Source organism: Micromonospora sp. NPDC047730 (assembly GCF_043204765.1).
In the GTDB taxonomy this organism is placed as follows: Bacteria; Actinomycetota; Actinomycetes; order Mycobacteriales; family Micromonosporaceae; genus Micromonospora.
Genome location: NZ_JBIDCU010000030.1, coordinates 1 through 20,416, shown reverse-complemented (window position 1 = coordinate 20,416; position 20,416 = coordinate 1). Strand labels below are relative to the sequence as shown.

The following is a 20,416-nucleotide window of genomic DNA, read 5'->3' as shown; positions in this document are numbered from 1 at the left end:
TCCTTTTCTGTCATCCGGCTGCTGCCGCCGGAAGGTCCGTGATGTGGTCGCGCCCGCCGCGTCCGTCCGGTGGGTCGGGCGGCGGCGGCAGCAGCCGGGCCGGGACCGTGCGCTCGCCGAGGAACCAGTACTCCCGGCCGGCGGTGACCTCCGGTCCGGCTCCGCCAGCGTCGCCGGAGTGGGCACCGGAACCGAACCAGGTGGCCGGTGTCGCGGCACGATCCAGCAGCGCCTCCGCCTCGGGCGGCAGCACCACCACGTCGAGGGTCCGGTCCTGGTTGCGTCGCCGATCGGTGACCGACGTGACCGGGCCGAGGTCGACGGACAGATACCCGAACGCGAGCAGCATCGCGGTCCACGCGGTGTCCGGATCGGGCAGCCCGCGTACCAGCGGAGCGACCGCGGTGAGGCACAGGTCCCCGGAGCGCGACAGGTGCTGCCAGCGCAGCAGGTCCACGCAGGCGACCAGAGTCGGCAGCGGGTCCGGGTCGGGACAGGCGACCGGCGGCTGGCCGTCGACCGGCGGCAGCCAGCTCAGCTCGCTGTGCCCGCGTACCGCCGGCGCCGGCTTGACCAGATCGGCCGCGCCGATGCCCAGCCGGGCCAGCAGCCAGTGGTGCACCCGCCCGGTACGCATCGCGGTGACCGCCCAGGTCCAGGAGGCCGGCTCCCCCCGCCACCCGGACGCCCCCGCGACCGGCGGCTCGGACCCGGCCCCCGGGTCCGACGGGGGCGGCGGGGGCGACGTAGGCGTCGGATCCGACGGGGGCGGCGGATCCGAGCCGGCCGGCACGTCCGACCCGTCCGGCTGGGGGGTGTCGGCGGCGTACAGGTCGCGCGGGTCGCGCAGGTAGTTGTACCGCGCGCCCTCCAGCCACAACGCCAGCGCGGGATGCCCCGCCGGGGCCAGGATGACGTCGTTGAGGACGATCTCGTCGGTGAGCGCGTGCAGCGTGAACCCGTGCGTCGACGCGGCGACCCGGTCGAACAGCTCCGGCAACCGGGCTGGCCCGTCGGCCTCCGGCGGCCCGTGCCACCGGCCACGGAACAGCCGGTACCCACCGCCCGGCGGGCCCTCGGCACCCTGGCTCGCCGAGCTGTCGGCCCGCTCGTCCGGCGGGAGCGCGGTGGCCGGAAGGAAGTGCAGGTCACCGTCGGCGTACAGGCCACCGAACCGGTGCACCACCTCGACCCGCAGGTGGTCGCTGGCCGCCGCGAAACCCTGCGGCAGCCCCCGGTTCAGCTCCAGGGCGTACGGACTGTGCAGGGTCATCGGCGCGTTCGCGGGGAACAGTTCGGCCACGCTCACCAGGTGGATGCCGTGGGTGTCGGCCCAGGTCAGCAGGGCGCGTACCGGGGCCAGCGGATCGGGCCGGCCGGCCGGGGCGGGCGGGGTGGCGCGGGCCGCGTCGAAGCGGGCCCGCGGGATGTCCGTCCACAGCACGAAGTCGACCTGGCCGGCGTAGCTGTCGGCCGCCGCGCCGTAGTTGGCCCAGAAGCCGTTCGACTCGGGCAGCGGCCGGCCGAGCCAGATGCCGTGCACGACGTGCGGGATGGTGGTGGTGTCGGGCAGCGGCGGCGTGTGCTCCGGTTGGCCCCAGAGCCGGGCGACCCCGTCGCGCCGGAACGTGCTGACCCGGCCGGCGTCGGCGGCCAGGGCCGCAGGCGTCAGCTCGGCGGCGCTCGGCGCCGGACGCGTCATGCTCACCCGCCGCAACAGCGGCGCGACCAGGTGCGGGGGCAGACGGCGTAGGTCGGTGCCGGCGAGGAACTCCGGTGCCCGCGACAGCCGGCGGGAGCCGAAGATGTCGCCGCCGATCCAGCGGCGCGCCAGGTTCTCCTCGGCCGCCCAGGTGTACAGGGCGGGGTAGGTCATCCGGCGCAGCCAGTCCAGCAGCCCCGTGTCGCAGGGCCATGCGGTCGGCGCGGCGGACGGTCCGGGCAGGCAGGCCAGGGCCCGCAGCCGCCGGGCCAGTTCCTCGGCCGCCGCGTACGCCGCAGCGGGTTCGGCCGCCGTAGCGGGCTCGGCGGGCTCGGCCGCCACGGCGGTACGGGCCGGCTCGGCGGGCTGGGCCGGTGGGGTGGGCGTACGGCGCGGGCGGGTGGCGGTGCGGGTCATCAGCCGGCCCCGGTGGGCACGGGCGCGGGTACCAGTGCCGTCTGGATCAGCCGGCTGCCGCGCCGGGTGCACAGCAGCGCCCGGCCCGGCGGTAGCGGACGCGGCCTGGTGTTACCCAGCAGCGGGCCTTCCGTCGGCGGGCAGGACAGCGCCACGTCCGGAGTGTTCAGTTCCTGGATGCGCCGCAGCAGCGGGTCCATCGACAGCCGCATCGCCCCGGCGGCGGCCCGCGCGACGACCACGTGCAGGCCGATGTCGCCGCCCTGGGGCAGCAACGGGGTCAGGTGCGCCAACGGGTTGTCGGGCCCGGCGAGCAGTTCGTAGTCGTCGACCAGGACGTACAGTTCGGGGCCGGACCACCAGTCGCGGGCGCGTAGCTGCTCCGGGGTGATGTCGGGGCCGGGAACCCGCGGCCGGAGGCCGGCCAGCGCCTCGGCGGCGGTGTCCCGGGTGCTGTCCGGCGAGACCGAGTAGCCGAGCCGGTACTCGGCCGGTACGTCGTCGAAGAGCTGCCGCCGGTAGTCGACGGCCATGATGCGCGCCTGGGCCGGGGTGTGGCTGGCGACGATCGCGTGGGCGATGAGACGCAGCAGGTTCGTCTTGCCGCTCTCGGTGTCCCCCAGCACGGTCAGGTGCGGCATCGCCCGGAAGTCGTGCCACACCGGCGCGAGCTGGTCCTCGTCCACGCCGAGCGCGATGCGGGTGTCCTGCGGTGCCGGCAGCTCGGCCATCGGCAGCGAGGCCGGCAGGGTGCGTACCGCGGGGGCACGTTCCCCGGCCCAGTTGTCCGCCACCGCGGACACCAGGTGCGCGGTGGCCGCGGCGAGCCCGTCGGCCGACTGGACGCCGTCGATGCGCGGCAGCGCGCCGAGGAAGTGCAGCTTCGCGTCGGTCAGCCCGTGCCCCGGCCGGCGGGGCACCTGGGCCGCCGCACGCAGGTCGATCCCGGACTCCACCGGGTCGCCCAGGCGCAGTTCGAGACGGGTCCCGATCTTGTCCCGCATCGACATGTGCAGCTCCGACCAGCGGCCCATGGTGATCATCACGTGGATCCCGTAGTTCAGGCCACGGGCCGCGATGTCCCGGGCCATCTCCTCGGCCGGCTCGAACTCCTGGCGCAGCACGAACCACCCGTCCACGACCAGGAACACGTCGCCGAACCGGTCCTCCGGGATGCGACCGTCGGCCTGCGCCTGCCGGTAGGCGTCCCGGCCGTGGATGCCCAGATCAGCGCAGCGCCGTTCCCGCTCGACGAGGATCGAGCGGACCTCGGCCACCGTGCGGCCCACCCGCTCCGGTTCGTGCCGGCCGGCGACCCCGCCGATGTGCGGCAGGCCGGTCAGCCCGGCCAGCGAACCGCCGCCGAAGTCGAGGCAGTAGAACTGCACCTGTCGCGGCGAGTGGGTCAGGGCCAGCCCGCACACCAGCGACCGCAGCAGGGTGCTCTTGCCGCTCTGCGGCCCGCCGGCCACGCCCACGTGCCCGCCGACCCCGGCCAGGTCCACCACGAGCAGGTCGCGCATCTGCTCGAACGGCTTGTCGATGAGACCGACCGGCACCTGCAGGTACCCCTGCTGGCCGGCGTCGATCGGACGCAGCCCGTGCTCCGGGTCGGGCAGCAGCGGCGGCAGCACGTCGTCCAGGGTCGGCGCGTCCTCCAGTGGCGACATCCACACCTGGTGTGCCGGCGGCCCCTGGTCGACCAGTCGGTCCACCAGCGCGTGCAGCACGGTGGTGCCGGTGTCGGTCGACTCGTCCGGCGCCGGGTCCGAGGGCGGGCGCGGCGCCGGGACGGCGGGCGCGGCGGCCCCGGCGGTGAACGGGACCACCTGGCTGGCGATCACCTCGCGGTGCAGCCCGGTGCTGCGTACCCGGTGCGGGCCGGACACGTACGCGGCCCGGAACCGGGTGATGCTGGTGACACTGGAGCGCAGGTATCCGTTGCCCGGATCGCCCGGCAGCTCGTACGCGTCGGGTACGCCGATGACGGCCCGCGACTCCATCGCGGAGAAGGTACGCAGCCCGATGCGGTACGACAGATGGCCCTCAAGCTGGTGGATGCGCCCGTCCTCCAGGCGCTGCGAGGCCAGCAGCAGGTGCACCGCGAGCGAGCGGCCGAGCCGACCGATCATCACGAACAGCTGGATGAACTCGGGGTTGGCCGCGATCAGCTCGCTGAACTCGTCCACCACCACGAAGAGGGTGGGCAGCGGGTCGAGTTCGGCGCCCTGGGCACGGGCCTTCTCGTAGTCGCGTGCCGAGGTGAAGTTGCCGGCGCTGCGCAGCAGTTCCTGCCGGCGTACCAGTTCCCCCTGGAGGGTGGTCTGCATCCGGTCGACCAGCGCGGCCTCGTCGGCCAGGTTGGTGATGAGCGCGGAGACGTGCGGCAGCCGGTCCAGCCCGACGAAGGTGGCGCCGCCCTTGAAGTCCACCAGCACGAAGTTGAGGGTCTCCGAGGAGTGCGTGGCCGCCAGGGCCAGGACCAGGGTGCGCAGCAGTTCGCTCTTGCCCGACCCGGTGGCGCCGATGAGCATGCCGTGCGGCCCCATCCCGCCCTCGGCGGACTCCTTGATGTCCAGCTCGATCGGGGAGCCGTCGGCGGCCACCCCGATGGGCACCCGCAGCCGGTCGGCGGGCGAGCGTGCCTCCCACCGGGCACGCGGGTCGAAGGTGTCCAGGTCAGGGATGTCCAGCAGGTCCGGCAGGTCGAGGACGGCGCTGAGCCCGCTGGCCGGCTGCTCGCCGGTGACCTTGGTGGCGTGCCGGGCCATGATCCGGGCCAGCGTCCGCAGCCGGGGCAGGTCCAGGTGGTCGGGTGCGGCGAGCCGGGTACGCACCTCCCGCCCCACGTGGTCCTTCTCGATCATGTCCACGTCGGTGGCGGACACCTCCAGGTTGAGCACGTTGTCCCCGTCGGCGAGGCCACGACCGTCGAAGTCGACGAGGACGGCGTTGCGGTACCCGGAGACGGTCAGCCGGGCGCCCGGCGGGATGACGCCACCGTCGCAGACCACCACGACGAACGGTTCCTCGCGGGAGGGCTGGGCGTCGTCGTCGTACCGGGAACGGCCCGCGAACTCCGCGCCCAGCAGCCGCTCCACCTCCTCCAGGGTGGCGCCGAACAGCCGTACCGGCCCGGCCACGTCGACGTCGGTGGCGTGCTTGGCGTGCGGCAGCCACTTGGCCCACTCCCACTGCTCGGCCTGCTCGGTGCCGACGCAGAGGGCCAGCCGCAGCTCGTCCGGGGCGTGGAAGGTGGCCAACTGGGCGAGCATGGCGCGCACCATGCCCCGCGCCACGTCCCGGTCGCCACTGATCCGCACGTGCGCGAAGCCGGGCAGGCACAGCGCGACGGGCTGGTCGGGCACGGTCGTGTAGGCCTTGATGAACCGGCGCAACGCCTTGGCGCACACCGGTTCCAGATCCTCCACCGGCTTGGTGTCCAGCGGGGTCATCCGCACCGCGAGCCGCTGGGCACCGGTGCCGACCCGGATCTCGCCGAAGTCCGGATGCGTCGGTCGGCGCTCCCACAGCCGGCTGGTCATCGCCAGCGACCACAGCGACTCCGGGTCGGGGTGCCGCCAGGCCAGCGCGTCCCGCTGTTCCGCCGCGTACTGGCGGACCTGCGCCCTGGTCTGGGACAGGTAGCGGAAGTAGTCGCGCCGGTCGCCGTTGATCTGCTGCTTGCGGTTGCCGCCGGTCATCGTCATCTGGAACACGGCCATGCCCAGCATGCCGCCGCCCATCATGACCAGCATGACCAGGCCCATCGGGCCTCTGAGCGAGTTGCTCATCATCATGAACATGAACCCGCCGGTCATCAGCAGGCTCGGCAGGATCATCCCGAGCGAGCGGAACCCGGCGGGCTGGACCTCCGGGACGACCGGCGGCTCCTGCAGGGTGATCTCGCCGTGCGGTAGCTCGGGTCCGTTGCGGCGGGCCGGCCGCCGGAAAGGTCTGGTGCTCACATCCCTTACACGGCTGCGGGCCGGAAAGGGTTGACCGGCACCGGGATCGATACTGTTCACACCGCGAGATTGCGGAGACGCCGTCGGCCGGGCGGGGCGGGCCGGGGCCCACGGCGATCAGAAGGACCGTCTCCGCAGGGGAGTTCCCGCCGACCCCGGCCGGCTGTACGACCGCAGCCGCTCCGGCGTCACCTCCGCGCCCTCCATCGACGGGAGCACCGGCATGTCCGGCAGCCCGTGCAGGTTGACGTCGACGGCGAAGGGCACCCCGGCCGCTTGCTCCTCCGGGTCACCCGCCGATGCCGGCCGGGTGAGCAGCAGCTTCAGGTCGTCGTGTCCACGGTCACCGGTCCAGTACACGTCCTTTGTCGCGATCAACCGCTGGAATTCGTTGCCGCACCGGACGATGGCACCCGCCTCCACCGAGACGTTCGGCCGCCAGACGCCGTCCCCACGGTTGTGTTCGAACCGCAGCCTCCAGCGCCGCCCACTCGCGGACCCCGACGTCCCGACCTCCAGTTCGAGCGTCTTCTGGACGTCGCCGGAGAACACCAGCCGCTGCGCGTAGAGGGACTCCTTGCCCACCACCGTGATCCGCCACGTACCGCTCATACTCACTGCCGGCATCTCCGGGCACCTTCTCTCGTCGCTACTGGGTCAGGCGGCCAGGGCTGCCCGCACGTCGGCCGCGTACAGCTGGCGCATGTCGTCGACCGTCGGTGCGGCCGCGCGGCGCAGCCGGTTGGCCTGCTTGGTGATGGTGCGTTCGAGCAGCTGGCGGGCGTACCGGCCGTTGCCGAAGGTCTCGTCCCGGGTCAGGCTGTCGAAATGCTCCGACAGCACCGGGAGGCAGTCGTTGCTGAAATCGAAGCCGCCGTCGCGGGCCAGCGTCTGCAGAATGGACACCAGCTCCGAGGAGGTGTACGACTCGAACGGGATCTGCCGGCTGAACCGGGAGGCCAGCCCCGCGTTGTTGGCCAGGAACCGGCGCATGTCCCCGGTGTACCCGGCAGCGATCACCACGATGTCGTCCCGGTGGTCCTCCATCAGCTTCACCAGCGTGTCGATGGCTTCCCGACCGAAGTCGTTGCCCTGGCCGGTCAGCGCGTACGCCTCGTCGATGAACAGCACACCGCCGCGCGCCCGGTTGAACACGTCGGTGGTCTTGACGGCAGTGTGCCCGACGTACTCGCCGACCAGGTCGGCCCGGGAGACCTCGACGAGCTGCCCGGTGCGTAGCACGCCCATCGCGTTGAGCAGTTGGCCGTACAGCCGGGCCACGCTGGTCTTGCCGGTGCCGGGCGCCCCGGCGAAGACCAGGTGCCGGGAGATCGTCGGAGTGGGCAGGCCGGCCCGGGTCCGGGCCTCGGTGGAGGCGATCAGGTCGATGACGTCGGTCACCTCGCGCTTGACCGCGTCCAGGCCGACCATCGCGTTCAGCTTCCCGAGCAGGTCCTGGACGGCCTGCGCCACGCCGGCCGGCTCCGACGACCCGGCCGCCTGTTCGCCCAGGTCCTCCGGCAGCAGCCGGGCCAGTTCGAGGTCCGCGGCCTGCGGGCTGCTCGACAGCCGGTACGCCTGGCGCCCCAGCATGTCCTCGAAGACCTGCCGGGCCACCCGGGCGTTGCCGAAGGTCTCGTTGCGGGGCATGTCGCTGAAGTGGCGTACCAGGGCCTGCCGGGTCTCGTACTCCAGCGCGTAGTGGTGGGCGCGGCAGAGCCGCTCGACGATCTCGGCCAGTTCGTCGTCGGAGTAGCTGTCGAACTGGATGGTACGGGCGAAACGGGACTCCAGACCGGGGTTGGCGGCCAGGAAGGTACGCATGTTCGGGGTGTACCCGGCGACCACCACGACCACCTCGTCGCGGTGGTCCTCCATCAGCTTGACCAGGGTGTCGATGGCCTCCCGGCCGAAGTCGTGGCCGCCGCCGCCCCCACCGGTCGAGAGCGTGTACGCCTCGTCGATGAACAGCACCCCGCCCAGGGCTTCCTCGAACCGGGCGGTGGTCTTCACCGCGGTGCCGCCGACGTGCTCGGCGACCAGGTCGCTGCGGGACACCTCGACCAGTTGACCGCTGGAGAGCACCCCGAGGGTGGCCAGGATCCGGGCGAAGATGCGGGCCACGGTGGTCTTGCCGGTGCCGGGCGGCCCGGCGAAGACCAGGTGCCGGGACATGGGCGGTACGTGCAGTCCGGCCTCCCGGCGACGCTTGGCGATCTGGTTGAGCCCGACCAGGGTGGCCACCTCGTGCTTGACGCCGGCCAGGCCGACCAGTCCGTCCAATTCGCGCAGCAGCGCGGCCACCGGCCCGTCCGCCTCCCCGTCGCCACCCGTCGCGCCGCCACTCGGCGGCCCGTCACCGGAGCCGGGGCCGCCGCCGGCGGGCACCGCCGGAGCGGGTGACCCGACGTCGGACGGCGCGGGGCCCGACGGGCGGGCACCGGACGGTTTCCCGGGCGGGGCGACGTCCGACCCGGTGCCTCCGGTCGGGGCGGGAACGGACTTCGGGGCGTCGGCCACCGGTGCGTCCGGCCGCCCGGCCCCGGGCGGCGGGAGGGAGATCGGGCGTCCGTTGTGGCCGGTGTCCACTCCTGACAGCTCGACCGCGGCGGTCGGGCTCGGCGCGTCCACGGCGACGCCGCCGTTGCCGCGCACCACCCCGCCGTGGAGCCGCACCGGCGCGTCGGTCTCCACCACGACACCCGGCCCCTGGTTGCCGACGATCTCGCAGTCCGTGGCGGTGACGGTGCTGCCGGCACCGGCCCGGATCCCCGGGCCGCGACTGCCGCTGATCCGGCTGCGGGACAGGGTGGCCGCGCTGGGGCCGCCGGTCCGCACACCCGCCCCGCCCGACTCCTCCACGGCCATCGAGGACAGGGTGGGCCGGGCGTTCCCGGCCACCTCCACGCCGACCCGGCAGCCGGTGATCCGGGAGTTGGACAGCACGGTGGTCGCGCTGTCGGCGAGCTTCGCCCCGGCGGTCCGCGCCCCGGTGACCTGGCCGTTGGAGAACCGGCCGGCTCCGCCGGTCGCGTGCAGGCCGTACCGGACGCCCTCGATGGTCAGGCCATGTAGTTGCGGGTCGGCTTCCTGCTCGATCGCCACGCCGATGGGGACGTCGCGTACCCCGACCCCGTCCAGCCGCGCCTTCGACCGGCCGGTCAGGAACACGCCCGCGTCGGCGCAGTCCGCCACGGCACCGCCGGTGAGGTGCGGCGTCGCCGTGCCGTTGACCACCACCCCGGCCGCGCCGCAGTCACGCACCTCGCAGTTGGTCAGCGTCGGCGCGGAGGTGTCCCGGCAGTCGAGGCCGTGGCCCCGGGCCCGGGTGACGCGCGTGTCGGAGAGCGCGGGCGCCGCCTGCCCCATGGTCACCACGGCGTGCACCCGGGCGTCTTGGATCTCGCAGCGCTCCAGCACCGGGGTCGCCCGGTCGCTGACGAGCAGCCCGACCTCGCCGCCGGACACCGTGGTCCCGGTCAGGTACGGCCGGGCGGTCTGCTGCGCGACGACGGCGTACTGGCCGACCTCGTCGATGCGGCAGTCCTCCAGGCGCGGGGCGCTGGCGCCCACGGCCAGGAGGGCCGCCTCCCCGATCCCGGTGAACGTGCAGTCCCGGAACACCGGGGCGCTCGACCCGGCCGTCATGATCGCGCACTTGGCGATGCCGCTCATCCGTACGCGGGTGTACTCGCCCGTGCCGGCCTCATGGACCACGCCGGCCCCGCCGGAGTTGCTGATCGCGCCGCCGCGCATCTCCACGGTGCCCCCGCGCACGTGGATCGCGGCCGCCGCCGTGGCGTCGACGGTGCACGCCTCCAGACGGACCCGGCCGGCCGCCACCTGGAGCAGCGGCATCCGCTCGTCGCTGCCACGGATGGCGATGTCCTGGATCAGGATCTCGCCCCCGGCGGCCAGGATGGCCCCGCCTGGGGGCACCTCGATGGTGACGGTGCCCGGTCCGTCCTCGGCGACCAGGACGACGTTCCGGCGGAACAGCGGCGCCTCGCGGTACACACCAGGGCGTACCGCGACGGTGTCGCCGGGCGCCGCCGACCCCAGTGCCCGGGAGATGTCGGTGAGGCATCCGGTGTCCCTGGCCGACACCGACAGCACGCTGGTGGTCACGAGTTCGCTCCTTGCTGACTGTTGCCGCCGGGAATGGTGCCGGCGCGGGGCGGGCCGGGCCGGGCCGGGCCGCCGGGGTCGGACCGGAGGAAGCCGGAGATCGTCTCCTCGTACATCACGCGCCGCCCGGTCCGGGTTCGAGCGCGAACGGGCGGTCGCCGGCCGCGAAGCCGAGCGGCCACGGCAGCGGCGCGGGCGCCGCGCGTTGCGGCTGGGCGGCGAGCGCGTCGCGCAGCTTGCCGGCCGCCCGCTCGTCGAGTGCGCCGTCGCGGTGCTCGGAGACGACCTCCCGCAGCAGCACGTACGGCGCGCCGTCCGGCCCCTCGTCGACGCCGAGCACCGCGAAGCGGGAACCGGCGGCGAACATGGCCCGTCCGGCTCGGACACCAGGCCCGTCTGCGATTCCCAGTTGGTCCAGCCGCCGCGCGGTGGCCGACCAGATCGCGTACCGGCCCGCGTCGCCCTCGGTGCCACCGTGGCACGACACCGTGGTGAACGCCGGCTCCACCACCAGGTCCCCGGCCCGGTACCGGCCGACGTCCAGTCCGGCGGGTACCGCGGCGAAGACGGGTCCCCCGACGGCCGGCAGTTGCTCCAGACCGGCGCGGGCGCACCGGGCCAGCAACTGGACATCCTCGTCGGGCGTGCCTCCACCGCGCAGCGCGTCGTTGACCCGCGCGCCCACCCCGTCGAGCAGAGCCAGCACCGTGACCAGCCCGGCCATCACGTCGTGCGCGCCGACCGCACTGCGCAGCCCCGGGTGCAGCGACAGCGCCCGGGCCACCGTCCGGGAGTGGGCCTGGAACTTCCAGCCCAGCACGGTACGCAGCCGCTCCCGGTCCGCCTCGTCGGTGCGGGCCCGTACCCCGAACCACGCCGCGCCCCGGTTGGCGGGTGACGCCGGCGGCGGACCGCCGCCCGCGCCGTTCGCCGGGGCATCGGTGCTCTCCGGGCCGGTCGTCGGAGCATCCGTGGCTTCCGGCGTGGCCGCAGCCGGCACGGATCCCGTCAGGGTGGCCGCAGCCGGCACGGATGCCGTCAGGGTGGCCGCAGCCGGCACGGACACGGTCGGGCTGGCGGCGTCCGGGTCGGCGGTCAGCGGCCGGCAGGTGTCCAGCTCCAGCCGGGGCACGTCGAACTCCGTCAGCACCATGCGCTGGACGCTGAGGTCGGGCCGGGGCAGCTCGATCACCGGAAGCGCCAGGCTGTGCACCTCGAACGCCGCTTCCACCGGCGAAGGCAGCTCGGGCCCGGATTCCGGTGCCGCAGCGGGTGACGTGGCCTCCGCCGGGTCGACGGGCGACGGGGCGGTCCCCGGATCGGGGGTCGCAAGGGACGGCACCGGGGACGACGGCTGGTGGTTGCGGCCCGGCACCCGGCCGGTCGGGGTGGGACGGACGCGTACCGGTCCCAGCGGGGGCAGCACGTTGCCCGCCGGCTCCGGATCGTCCCCGCCACCGGGACGCCAGCACCAGAACAGCCCGTTCGCGGAGGCGCGCCCGAAGGTGAAGCGGATCCCGGAGTCCGAGGCGTAGACCGGTGCTCCCAGGTCGACCGCGAGCTGGTGCAGCACCGGTCCGACCCCGTCGGCCGACGCGGACCGCTGGGTGACCAGCAGCACCGGCCGGCCCCGCCAGCGGGGGCAGTGCCAGATCGCCCGGGCCAGGTCGGCGGCGGCCACCGGCCGGCCGTCCAGCCGGAAGCCGGACCGGCCGGCCTCGACCGCGAGCGCGAACCAACCCGCCGGGCCGGGGGTGACCGATCCCGGTGCCTCCCACGGCCCCGGATCGAGCACCGGCACCCGCGCACCGGCGTCCGGCAGGATGCGCGCCACGGCGGCGCCCACCGCCTGCGACGCCTGTCGCAGGTACCGCGCCACGTGCTTCCCGACCGGTTCGCCCTGGGCCGGCGGCGACACCTTCCGGGACGACGGCAGGGGTGCCCGCTGCCGCAGGGCGAGCATTTCGGTCACGGCGACACCGGCCGGTGCGTACCGGCGTCCGGCCTTGCCTCGGGTGTCACGTCCGGCAGCTCCGGGTGGGCCGGCGCCAGGCCGTCGGGCGACGGGATGTCGGACGAGGGGGCGTCGGCCGGTGCCACCGGGTCGTCGTCGGCACCGGACGGCGACCAGACGACCGCCTCGGCGTCGGGCCGGCACAGGTGCACCAGGGCGCGGTGCACGGAGATCTCGTCCAGGGGCTCGACGGGCTCGTCCCCGGTCAGGTGCGTGGCCAGCTGCGGATCCGGCGCCAGGCCGTAGTGTTCCAGGTAGTACGCGACCGCCTCGCTCCACAGCCAGGTCCCGTCGGTACGCAGGTGCATCGGCACCACGTCGCCCCGGTCCGGGGCCAGGATGTCGGGCATCTCGGCGCTGCTCCACGCGATGACCACCCCCCCGCGCAGTGCTTCGAGCAGGTCGTCGCGTTCCGTGGCATCGGAGACCACCGGCCGGTTGGTGGCGAACCACGGGCCGCGTACCGGATCGACGCCGTCGAAGAGCCGGGCGGTGGCCACCGGCGCGGCGGGCCGTGCCGCCCACAGCAGGGCGCCGGACGAGCGGGCCAGGGTCTGGTAGTACGGCGCGTGCAGCCCGGCCCAGCAGACCTCGACCTGGGCCTCGTCGTCCCCGGCCTCGGCCATGACCTGCCGCAGTTGGACGCTGAGTGCGGGGAGGGTGTCCATGGTGTCGTCGACGCTGACCACGGCCACCCGTACCGGGTCTTGCCAGGGCCGGGCGCTGGACGGCATCCGCCACGCCCGCCACACCGCGAGTACCCCCGGGTTTGCCGACGCCGCAGCCACCAGCGCCCGGTCCACCGGGTCGAGGGTGTCGACCGGGTCGGCGCTGCGGTCCTGCGGGAGCACCATCAACGCCAGGTCTTCCTGTGTGGTCGGCAGGTCGGACAGGAACTGCCACGGTACCGGCGGACGTTCTCCGCGCAGCTCCTCCAGCGCCAGGCCGAGGTCGATGTCCCCGCCACTGAATGCCAGTTCCTCGCGCAGCGCCGCGATCTCGTCGGCGTCCAGTTGCAGCGGCTGGGAGACTGCCTCGAAGGCGATCGCCTGTACGACGTCCAGCCGCCGACCGGCGGCCAGCGCGTCCCGCGCGTCGGTCAGTACCCGGTCCGGCAGCGAGCCGGCCAACCGCAGCAGCAACGCGTGCATGCTCTCGTCACGGTCGGCGTCCCGTGTCGTCTCCGGTGCCACATCCAGGTCCGTGTCCACGTCCACGGTCACCGCCCTCCTTCACCCGCGTCCGGGGGTTCATCTGTGGCACGCCTCGTACGCCAGTAGGGTTCACTCCTGCCACGGGCCGGATACGACTACTTGTGCCGCCACCACGACTCGGTGCTGGCCCGGTCGTCCTTACGGAACTCCGTGCTGACCTGGCGGCCGTGCACGATCATTCCCGCGTACCAGGTGCGGGCCACGTAGTTGAACGGCCCCATGTCGAGCGGGCCGGCCTCCCGGGCGTTGGTGACGCAGAAGTCGAACATGTCCCGGCAGAATTCCAGCACCGTTTCCCGCCGGCCGCCGGTGAGCCCGCAGTTGAGCAGCGGGACACCTCGGTTGTCGGACAGGAACTGCAACAGCTTGGCGCTGCCGCCGTGCTGATACACCATCCACGGGATGCACAGCGGCGCCGGCTCGTCGCCCACGTACAGTCGGTCGTCCATCTCCGGGAACGGATCGCGCAGCATCTCCACGTCGGTGCCGTCGACGCACCACACCTGGTCGATCTCGGGGTGCTCGCGCAGGTACCGCCACCAGCACAGCCAGCGGTGGAAGTACGGCGAGCTGACGGCCCCGCCCGGCGTCACCCGGACGTGCGTGACCAGGTCGGTGTCCGGCTCGTCGAGGCAGTCGTGCAGCACCACCAACCGCCGTCCGTGCCGCTCGACAGAGCGGCGCAACTCGGCCAGATCGTCGTAGTTCGGTGTCCAGGTGATGCCGCGCTGCGGGTCGGGCTGCGCGGTGAGGTACGTGGTCAGCACCACGTTCTGCGCCGCCGCCGCACCGACGGGGACGGTGCGGAACTCGCGGTACTCGGTCGAGGTGTAGCTGGCCTCCGACCGGGTCTTGAGGTTACGCACCAGGTGGAAGCGCTCGATGTCGGACACGCTGGAGCCGACCTTGGTGCTTTCGTCGCAACTGAAGATGAGGTCTCCGCTGCCGACCACGTCGGCGAACCGGAACGAGGTCAGGCCGGCGTTGTAGATCCGGTTGGACAGGTCCACGTGCTCGTACCCCCACCGGCCGTACCGGGTGTCGTACCCGCCCACCCGGTCCAGCACCCGCCGCTCGAAGTAGAGCATGCAGCCGCGGGGATGGGTGTACGCCTGAAGCTGCGCGTCCCGGTAGATCTCCGTCGAGTCGGTCAGCCGGCCACGCGGGGTGTCGGTGAAGATGTACATCAGATGCGGCTCGGGACTGTCGATGTAGGGCCGCTCCCAGCCGTCCACGACCGGCCAGCAGTCGTCGTCGAACAGGAACAGGTGCGTACAGCCCCGCTCGAGCAGTAGTTCCAGGCACTTGTTCTTGGCCCGGGCGATACCGGCGTTGCTGTCGAAACGAAACGTCGCCTCCTCCACCGGCTCGTCGCTGGCGTCGTCGACCACGACTATCGCGGCACCGCTGGGCGCATACTTGCGGATCGCCTCCAACGCGGTACGCAGCACGGCGCCCCGGTTGTGCGTCGTGATCCCGATGCCCACCGCCGGGAAGTCCGTCTCCTCCATGCCCACCTCTTCGGTCGGGGCGCCACGGCGCCGTCCTCGGGCCGCCGCCCGGCCGCGGTACCGGCCGTCGCGGCGGCGCCGGACGACCGTCGCCGCCTGCCCGTGAGCGAGGTCGTCCACATGGGGCACGGCATCGCGGCACCGTCGGGTTCACCGGTCAGCACGCGAACGAGCGGCGGCGCGGCGCGGGCCGCCGGTACCGGCGCATGGCGTAGGGATAACCCTCTCCAACCCGAGGGGTGGCACCCGCAGGAGCAGGGGCCGCACCATGTCGGGCGACCGGCCCGCGGCGGCACTGTCTTGGGCATGGCCGAACGGGTGCAGAGCAAGCGACACAGCAGCGCGTTGGAAAGCGATTCCCGCCTGCGCGAACTGATGGATGCCTACCAGCAGCCGCTGCTGAGGTACGCGCAGCGGCTGACCGACGGCGACACCGGGCGCGCCGAGGACGTGGTGCAGGAGGCGTTCCTGCGGGCGTGGACGCACCTGGACCAGCTCACCGCCGACCGCGGGTCGGTGCTGGGCTGGCTGCGCCGGGTGGTGCACAACCTGGTGATGGACGGGTACCGCATGAAGAAGGCCCGGCCGACCGAGGTGGACATCGAGAACGCCGCCGAGGTGGCCACGGCGGACCCGACGGCCGTCGTGGTGGACTCCCTCCTGGTCGAGCAGGTGCTGCGCGGGCTGTGGCCGGAGCACCAGGCCGCGCTGGTGGAGACCTACCTGAACGGGCGGACCGCGGCCGAGATCAGCGCAACGCTCGGGGTACCGGTCGGCACCGTCAAGAGCCGGGTGCACTACGCGCTGCGGGCAGCCCGCAAGGCAACGGTCAACCACCTGCTCTGCGCCGCGTGAGCCCCCGGCGGCTACCGTGGCGGCGGGCCGCCGCGGGCCACGAGCCGGGTCAGCCGGCCCGGCCAAAGCCGCCTACAGTGACGGGCATGCGCCGTTCGACGCAGCGAGCCGACGGGCCGCCCCCGGTGCCGGGGCCGCCGGACAATGTGGCACGGGTGGTCGACGCGGTGCACGGCCTGCCGGGTCGGCCGCTGCCGGGAGTGCAGGCCGAAGCCCTGGCCCGGGCGCTGGGTGGGTGCCTGGAGGCCACCACGGTCACCATCGCGGTATGGCTGCCCCTGCCGGCGGGCCACGACGCGGACACGGCGACCGAAGACACCGTGCAGGAGTACTGGTGGACCGCTACCGGCGCCGAGGCGGCGGTACCCGTGCCCGGGGCGGTGCCGGTCCGGCTGTGCGACGGCGAGCAGGTCCTGGCCGACCTCGTGGTCGAGCCGCCGGCGGCGGCCGAGCGGCTGCGCCGGTGGCCCGAGCTGCACGCGGTGACCCGCCTGCTGGTCAGCGACATCCAGGCCCAGCTGATCACCGCCGGCGCCGAACGGCTGATCGGTCAGAGCACCCTGCTGCTGGCCGACACCCGGCTGCGGGCCGCGGGCGAGATGGAACACCAGCGGTACCAGCTGGAGCGCGACCTGCACGACGGCGCCCAGCACCACATGGTCGCGTTGCAGATGTCGCTGGCCATGGTGGAGCACCAGCTCGGCGCCGGCAACGCCGCCGAGGCGGGCCAGCACCTCGACCGGCTGCGGGAGCTGCTGGCCAGCACCGAGGAGGTGCTGCACACCACCGCGACCGGCCTGCTGGCACCGTTGGCCGACCACGGACTGGTGGCCGCGTTGACGGCCCGGCTGGAGGCGCTCGACACGGTCACCCTGGACATCGACCCGGAACTGGTCGGTTACCGGTACCTGCCCGAGGTGGAGGCCGCCGTCTACCTGGCCTGCCTGGAGGCGGTCAGCAACGCGCACAAGCACGCTCCGGGCGCCGCGGTCACGTTGACGCTACGTACCTCCCGCCGGGGCCTCAGCTTCGAGGTGGACGACACCGGGCCGGGCTTCGACACCGAAGGCCGGATGCCGCTGCGCCAGCTCGCCGCCCGTCTGGCCTCGGTCGACGGCACGCTGACGGTGCGGTCGAGCCCGACCACCGGCACCCGGGTCAGCGGATTCGTGGCGATCTGAGTCGTCCCGCCGAGCCGCCCACCCCGTGCCTCGCGCCGGTCACTCGGCGCCGTCGGTGAGCAGCCGCTCGCACGTCCGTACCAGCAGCGCGCACGCACTGCGCCCGGCCGGTCCCGAGTCCGGCGCCATGGACTGGTTCCGCCAGAACACCAACGCCCGGCTCGCGGCCTGGGTCACCTGCCCCGAGCCGGCGTCGCCGGCCAGGCCAAGCCGGGACCCCGAGTCCGGACCGTACGCGCCGAGCAGGCGCAGCGCCTCGTCGTACCCGCGCGGCAGCCGGATCCGTCGGCCCTGCAACGCCTGCAACAGGTCCAGCTCGGCCACCTCGTGCGCGCCCGCTACGGCCGCCTCCACCGCCCGGGCGAACCGGTCGTCCAGCTGCCCCGCGGCCAGGCAGGCCACCAGTGCGCGCAGCGCCCACCGGGCGGCCATCACCGCCGCCCAGGCGCGAACCCGGGCGCGCAGCGCCGCCTCGAGCGCGGTACCGCCGCCCGGGGCCGCACGCCAGTCCACGATCGCGTCGCACATCGACCTCAGCCGCGGTGATCCGGCCGTCGCGGCGGTGCCCTCCTCCAGCGCGCAGATCGCCACCGGGGAGAACCCGTCCCCGTCCGGCGACCGCAGGGCGGTCAGGAACTCCGACTCCGCCGCGCTGGCCGGCCTGGACAGCACCAGCACGACCGCGTCGGGGGGCCCGTCGGCAGTACCCGACCAGCGGCGCAGCCGGGCCGCGAGGTCGGCGTCGACCCGGTCGCGGTGGTGCAGCAGCCGCAGCCCGCGCAGCGCGTCCACGGGTCCCTCGACCAGGATCCGGTCCACCCCGGCCGCTGCGGCCGGCCACGCGGCGCCGGACCAGCCGGGCAGCCGGACCGGCCGCCACGGCCGTGCTCCGCGAGCCGGGTCCAGTGTGATCCGCGGGTACGGCTGGTACTGGTAACCGGTCGGCGGGACCACCCCGACCGGCGACTCCCATCGGGCGGCACCGGCCGGTCCGTACAGCACCGACACCAGATCAGGTGCCGAGGCCCCAACCACCACCACCCGGGCCTGACCGTCCTGCCGGTCGACCGCGACCCGTAACGGCGGGCTGTCCGCGGGCGCCTCCCGGCCGGTCACGAGCAGAGTCAGCAGGCGGCGCGCGGAAACACCGACCAACAGCTCGGGTGCGGCGGCGTCGGCCCCGCCCGGCTGCGGCCCGGCCGGCTCCGGCGGGGCGGTACGCGCGGGCTCCGGCCAGTCGCCGCCAAGCCGCTCAGGCAGCAGGATGTCCACCACGGTCGGCGCGCCCCGACCGGCCCGATCCACCCGCAGCCGGCCGCCCAGCGCGGCCAGCCGCCGGGAGTCGTCCCGCAGCGCCGCAGCGACCCGGGCCGGCTCGGCGCCGGTCCGCTGCGCGCGGATCGTCAGCAGGCCGTGGGACCGACCCAGTTCCAGGTACACCGGCTGCTCGCCGCCGCTGGCGCCCAGCGCAGCCGCCGCGGACGCACCGGCCTGGTACAGCCCGGACTCGACCTCCCAGCCCGGGCGCCGGCCCAGTTCGCCACAGAAGACCACCGGTACCGGCAGCGCCGCGGTGACCTCCTCCAGCGCCGCGCGCACGCCGGTACTGCGCAGCACCTGCGGGTACACCCCGCGGACAACGGACCGGAACTGCTCGATCATCTCGCCCAGCCCGGCCCGGATGTCGCCGGCGATCGCCGTGGCCTGTGGTGAGCCGGCGCGCAGCGCCCGCTCCAGGTCCGCGGTGCGGTCCAGGATCGCCCGCAGCTGCCGGCCGGGCGTCGCGGTGACCGCGCTGGCGAGCCGGTCGCGCTCCACCGCCTGTACGGTGAGCAGCTCCAGCTGGGTCGCGCTGACCCGCTGTACCACCCGGTCGGCCCGGGCCCGCACGGCGGTGCTCGCCGCGCGGTGGCCCGCCTGGCGCAGCAGCAGGCCGACGCAGACCGCTGTCTCGCCCAGCGGCACCGCCGTGGCCAGCTGATACCGAGGATCCTCCGGGTGTGCCAGCACCAGCACCCCGTACCGGACCCCGCCGTCGGTCACATCCGCGGTCGCGACCACACCGGCCGCGCCCAGCAACAGGTCCGGGTCGGCTACCGGGTACGGCAGTGCGCCCCGCACCCAGCGCCCGGGCCGCCATGTGACCGCGGGTGTCCACGGTGGAGTGCTGGTGCCGTGTGCCGTCTCTGCCGGCAGCCACAGCGCCGCGTAGCGCACCGCGTGGGCTTGGGCGAGCTCGCGCAGCAGCGTGCGGAGGATCGGCCGGTACCCACCCAACGGGTCTTGCGGCCCGGCCGGCGCGGGCAGCGCAACCGAGGTCGCCAGCCGGACCAGGGCGGCGAAGGGCCCGGCTGGGCGGGGTGGGTGCGCCAGCTCGCCGCCTGCGGTCCGGAACACGGCCCCTAGCCCGCCATCTGGTTCGAGCGCAGGTACGCGAGCACCGCCAGGACCCGCCGGTGGTGCGCGGTCGGCTCGGCCGACAGGTCCAGCTTGGTAAAAATGCTCGCGATACGCTTCTCGACCGTTTTGACCGACAGGAACAATCCCGTCGCAATCCCGGAGTTCGACCGTCCTTCCGCCATGAGTCGCAGCACGGCGCGTTCCTGCTCGGTGAGATCCGCCAGCACACTCCGTACCGGGGGACTCGGCCGGTCCACCAGGTTGGCGGCCAGCGCCGGCTCGATCACGATCTCACCAGCGGCGATGCGCACCAGCGTATCGGCGAGCACGCCCACCCCGGCTACCTGGTCCTTGAGCCGGTACCCGATCCGTTCGGTGCCGATCTCCAGCAGCCGGAACAGGTAGTGCGCCTCGGCGTGTTGGGACAGCAGCAGCAACCCGACATCGGGGTGTCTCGCCCGTATACGCTGGGCGGTTTGCAGTCCGCCGTCCGCGCCTGGCGGCATCCGAATGTCCAGAATGGCCACGTCGACGGGGGTACGGGCCAGTAGCTCCAGCAGTCGGTCGCCGTCCTCCACGCAGCCGACCACCTGGTGCCCCGCGGCGGACAGCAGCAGTTGCAGCCCCTCCCGGAACAGCGCGCCGTCGTCGGCCACCGCAACGTCCACAGCTCGCCTCCCGATGTCAACACCGACGAATTGTTACGCCGAAATCGGCGGCGTATCGTGACGGCGCGATGTGAACTGATCTGCTTCGAGGTCGCCTACGTATGTCAACTATGACATCAAGCATCGTAGCGGCGGTGGGCTCGGCGAGGGGACACTGAGTATGTACGGGTTGGGTATCGACCTGGGCACCAGCTTCACCGCCGCAGCGACCGCCTCCGCCTGGGCCCTGGACATGGTGCCACTGGCTGGGCAGGCGGTCGTCGCCCCGTCGGTCGCCTACCTTGACGAGAAGGGCGCGCTGCTGACCGGTGAGGCGGCCGACCGCCTCGGTCTGCAGGACCCCAGCCGGGCGGCGCGG

The 20,416-nt window shown here is 73.7% G+C and carries 12 protein-coding genes; 3 read left to right on the top strand and 9 right to left on the bottom strand.

What is annotated here, in order from left to right; translation table 11 throughout:
- Positions 1 to 10 precede the first annotated feature (10 nt).
- The 7 genes from ACGF5G_RS34000 to ACGF5G_RS33970 form a co-directional block, all read right to left on the bottom strand.
- The gene (locus tag ACGF5G_RS34000) at positions 11 to 2,119 is read right to left on the bottom strand and encodes a hypothetical protein (protein ID WP_393270713.1); all 2,109 of its coding nucleotides are present in this window, start codon (positions 2,117 to 2,119) and stop codon (positions 11 to 13) included.
- Positions 2,119 to 6,087, bottom strand: coding sequence for a type VII secretion protein EccCa (gene eccCa / locus ACGF5G_RS33995; protein WP_350711292.1), 3,969 nt, complete (start codon positions 6,085 to 6,087; stop codon positions 2,119 to 2,121). Before eccCa ends, ACGF5G_RS34000 begins: the two co-directional genes overlap by 1 nt.
- A 117-nt stretch (positions 6,088 to 6,204) precedes the next feature.
- Positions 6,205 to 6,714, bottom strand: coding sequence for a hypothetical protein (locus ACGF5G_RS33990; RefSeq protein ID WP_350711290.1), 510 nt, complete (start codon positions 6,712 to 6,714; stop codon positions 6,205 to 6,207).
- Between the two features lie 30 nt (positions 6,715 to 6,744).
- Complete coding sequence (locus ACGF5G_RS33985; protein WP_393270709.1) at positions 6,745 to 10,215, bottom strand: right-handed parallel beta-helix repeat-containing protein; 3,471 nt, start codon at positions 10,213 to 10,215, stop codon at positions 6,745 to 6,747.
- Between the two features lie 115 nt (positions 10,216 to 10,330).
- Positions 10,331 to 12,187 carry a hypothetical protein gene (locus tag ACGF5G_RS33980; RefSeq protein WP_393270707.1) on the bottom strand — a complete coding sequence of 619 codons (1,857 nt, stop codon included), beginning with the start codon at positions 12,185 to 12,187 and terminating at the stop codon, positions 10,331 to 10,333.
- The gene (locus ACGF5G_RS33975; protein ID WP_393270704.1) at positions 12,184 to 13,452 is read right to left on the bottom strand and encodes a hypothetical protein; all 1,269 of its coding nucleotides are present in this window, start codon (positions 13,450 to 13,452) and stop codon (positions 12,184 to 12,186) included. The genes ACGF5G_RS33980 and ACGF5G_RS33975 overlap by 4 nt, the downstream gene beginning before the upstream one ends.
- 86 nt (positions 13,453 to 13,538) lie before the next feature.
- The gene (locus ACGF5G_RS33970; RefSeq protein WP_393270701.1) at positions 13,539 to 14,954 is read right to left on the bottom strand and encodes a glycosyltransferase family 2 protein; all 1,416 of its coding nucleotides are present in this window, start codon (positions 14,952 to 14,954) and stop codon (positions 13,539 to 13,541) included.
- A gap of 306 nt (positions 14,955 to 15,260) precedes the next feature.
- Between ACGF5G_RS33970 and ACGF5G_RS33965 the strand changes: the two genes are divergently transcribed.
- Together ACGF5G_RS33965 and ACGF5G_RS33960 are read left to right on the top strand one after the other, a co-directional pair.
- Positions 15,261 to 15,809 carry a sigma-70 family RNA polymerase sigma factor gene (locus tag ACGF5G_RS33965; protein ID WP_393270700.1) on the top strand — a complete coding sequence of 183 codons (549 nt, stop codon included), beginning with the start codon at positions 15,261 to 15,263 and terminating at the stop codon, positions 15,807 to 15,809.
- An 86-nt stretch (positions 15,810 to 15,895) separates the two neighbouring features.
- Positions 15,896 to 16,990 carry a sensor histidine kinase gene (locus tag ACGF5G_RS33960; protein WP_393270697.1) on the top strand — a complete coding sequence of 365 codons (1,095 nt, stop codon included), beginning with the start codon at positions 15,896 to 15,898 and terminating at the stop codon, positions 16,988 to 16,990.
- 39 nt (positions 16,991 to 17,029) lie between these two features.
- Here the strand turns inward: ACGF5G_RS33960 and ACGF5G_RS33955 are convergent, their stop codons facing one another.
- A complete protein-coding gene (locus ACGF5G_RS33955) occupies positions 17,030 to 19,387 on the bottom strand; it encodes a hypothetical protein (RefSeq protein ID WP_393270696.1) in 2,358 nt (785 codons plus the stop codon).
- Between the two features lie 5 nt (positions 19,388 to 19,392).
- A complete protein-coding gene (locus ACGF5G_RS33950) occupies positions 19,393 to 20,058 on the bottom strand; it encodes a response regulator (protein WP_393270694.1) in 666 nt (221 codons plus the stop codon).
- A gap of 169 nt (positions 20,059 to 20,227) precedes the next feature.
- On the opposite strand from ACGF5G_RS33950, the gene ACGF5G_RS33945 reads away from it, so the two are divergent.
- The coding region (locus ACGF5G_RS33945) for a hypothetical protein (RefSeq protein WP_393270691.1) at positions 20,228 to 20,416 on the top strand (189 nt) is incomplete at its 3' end.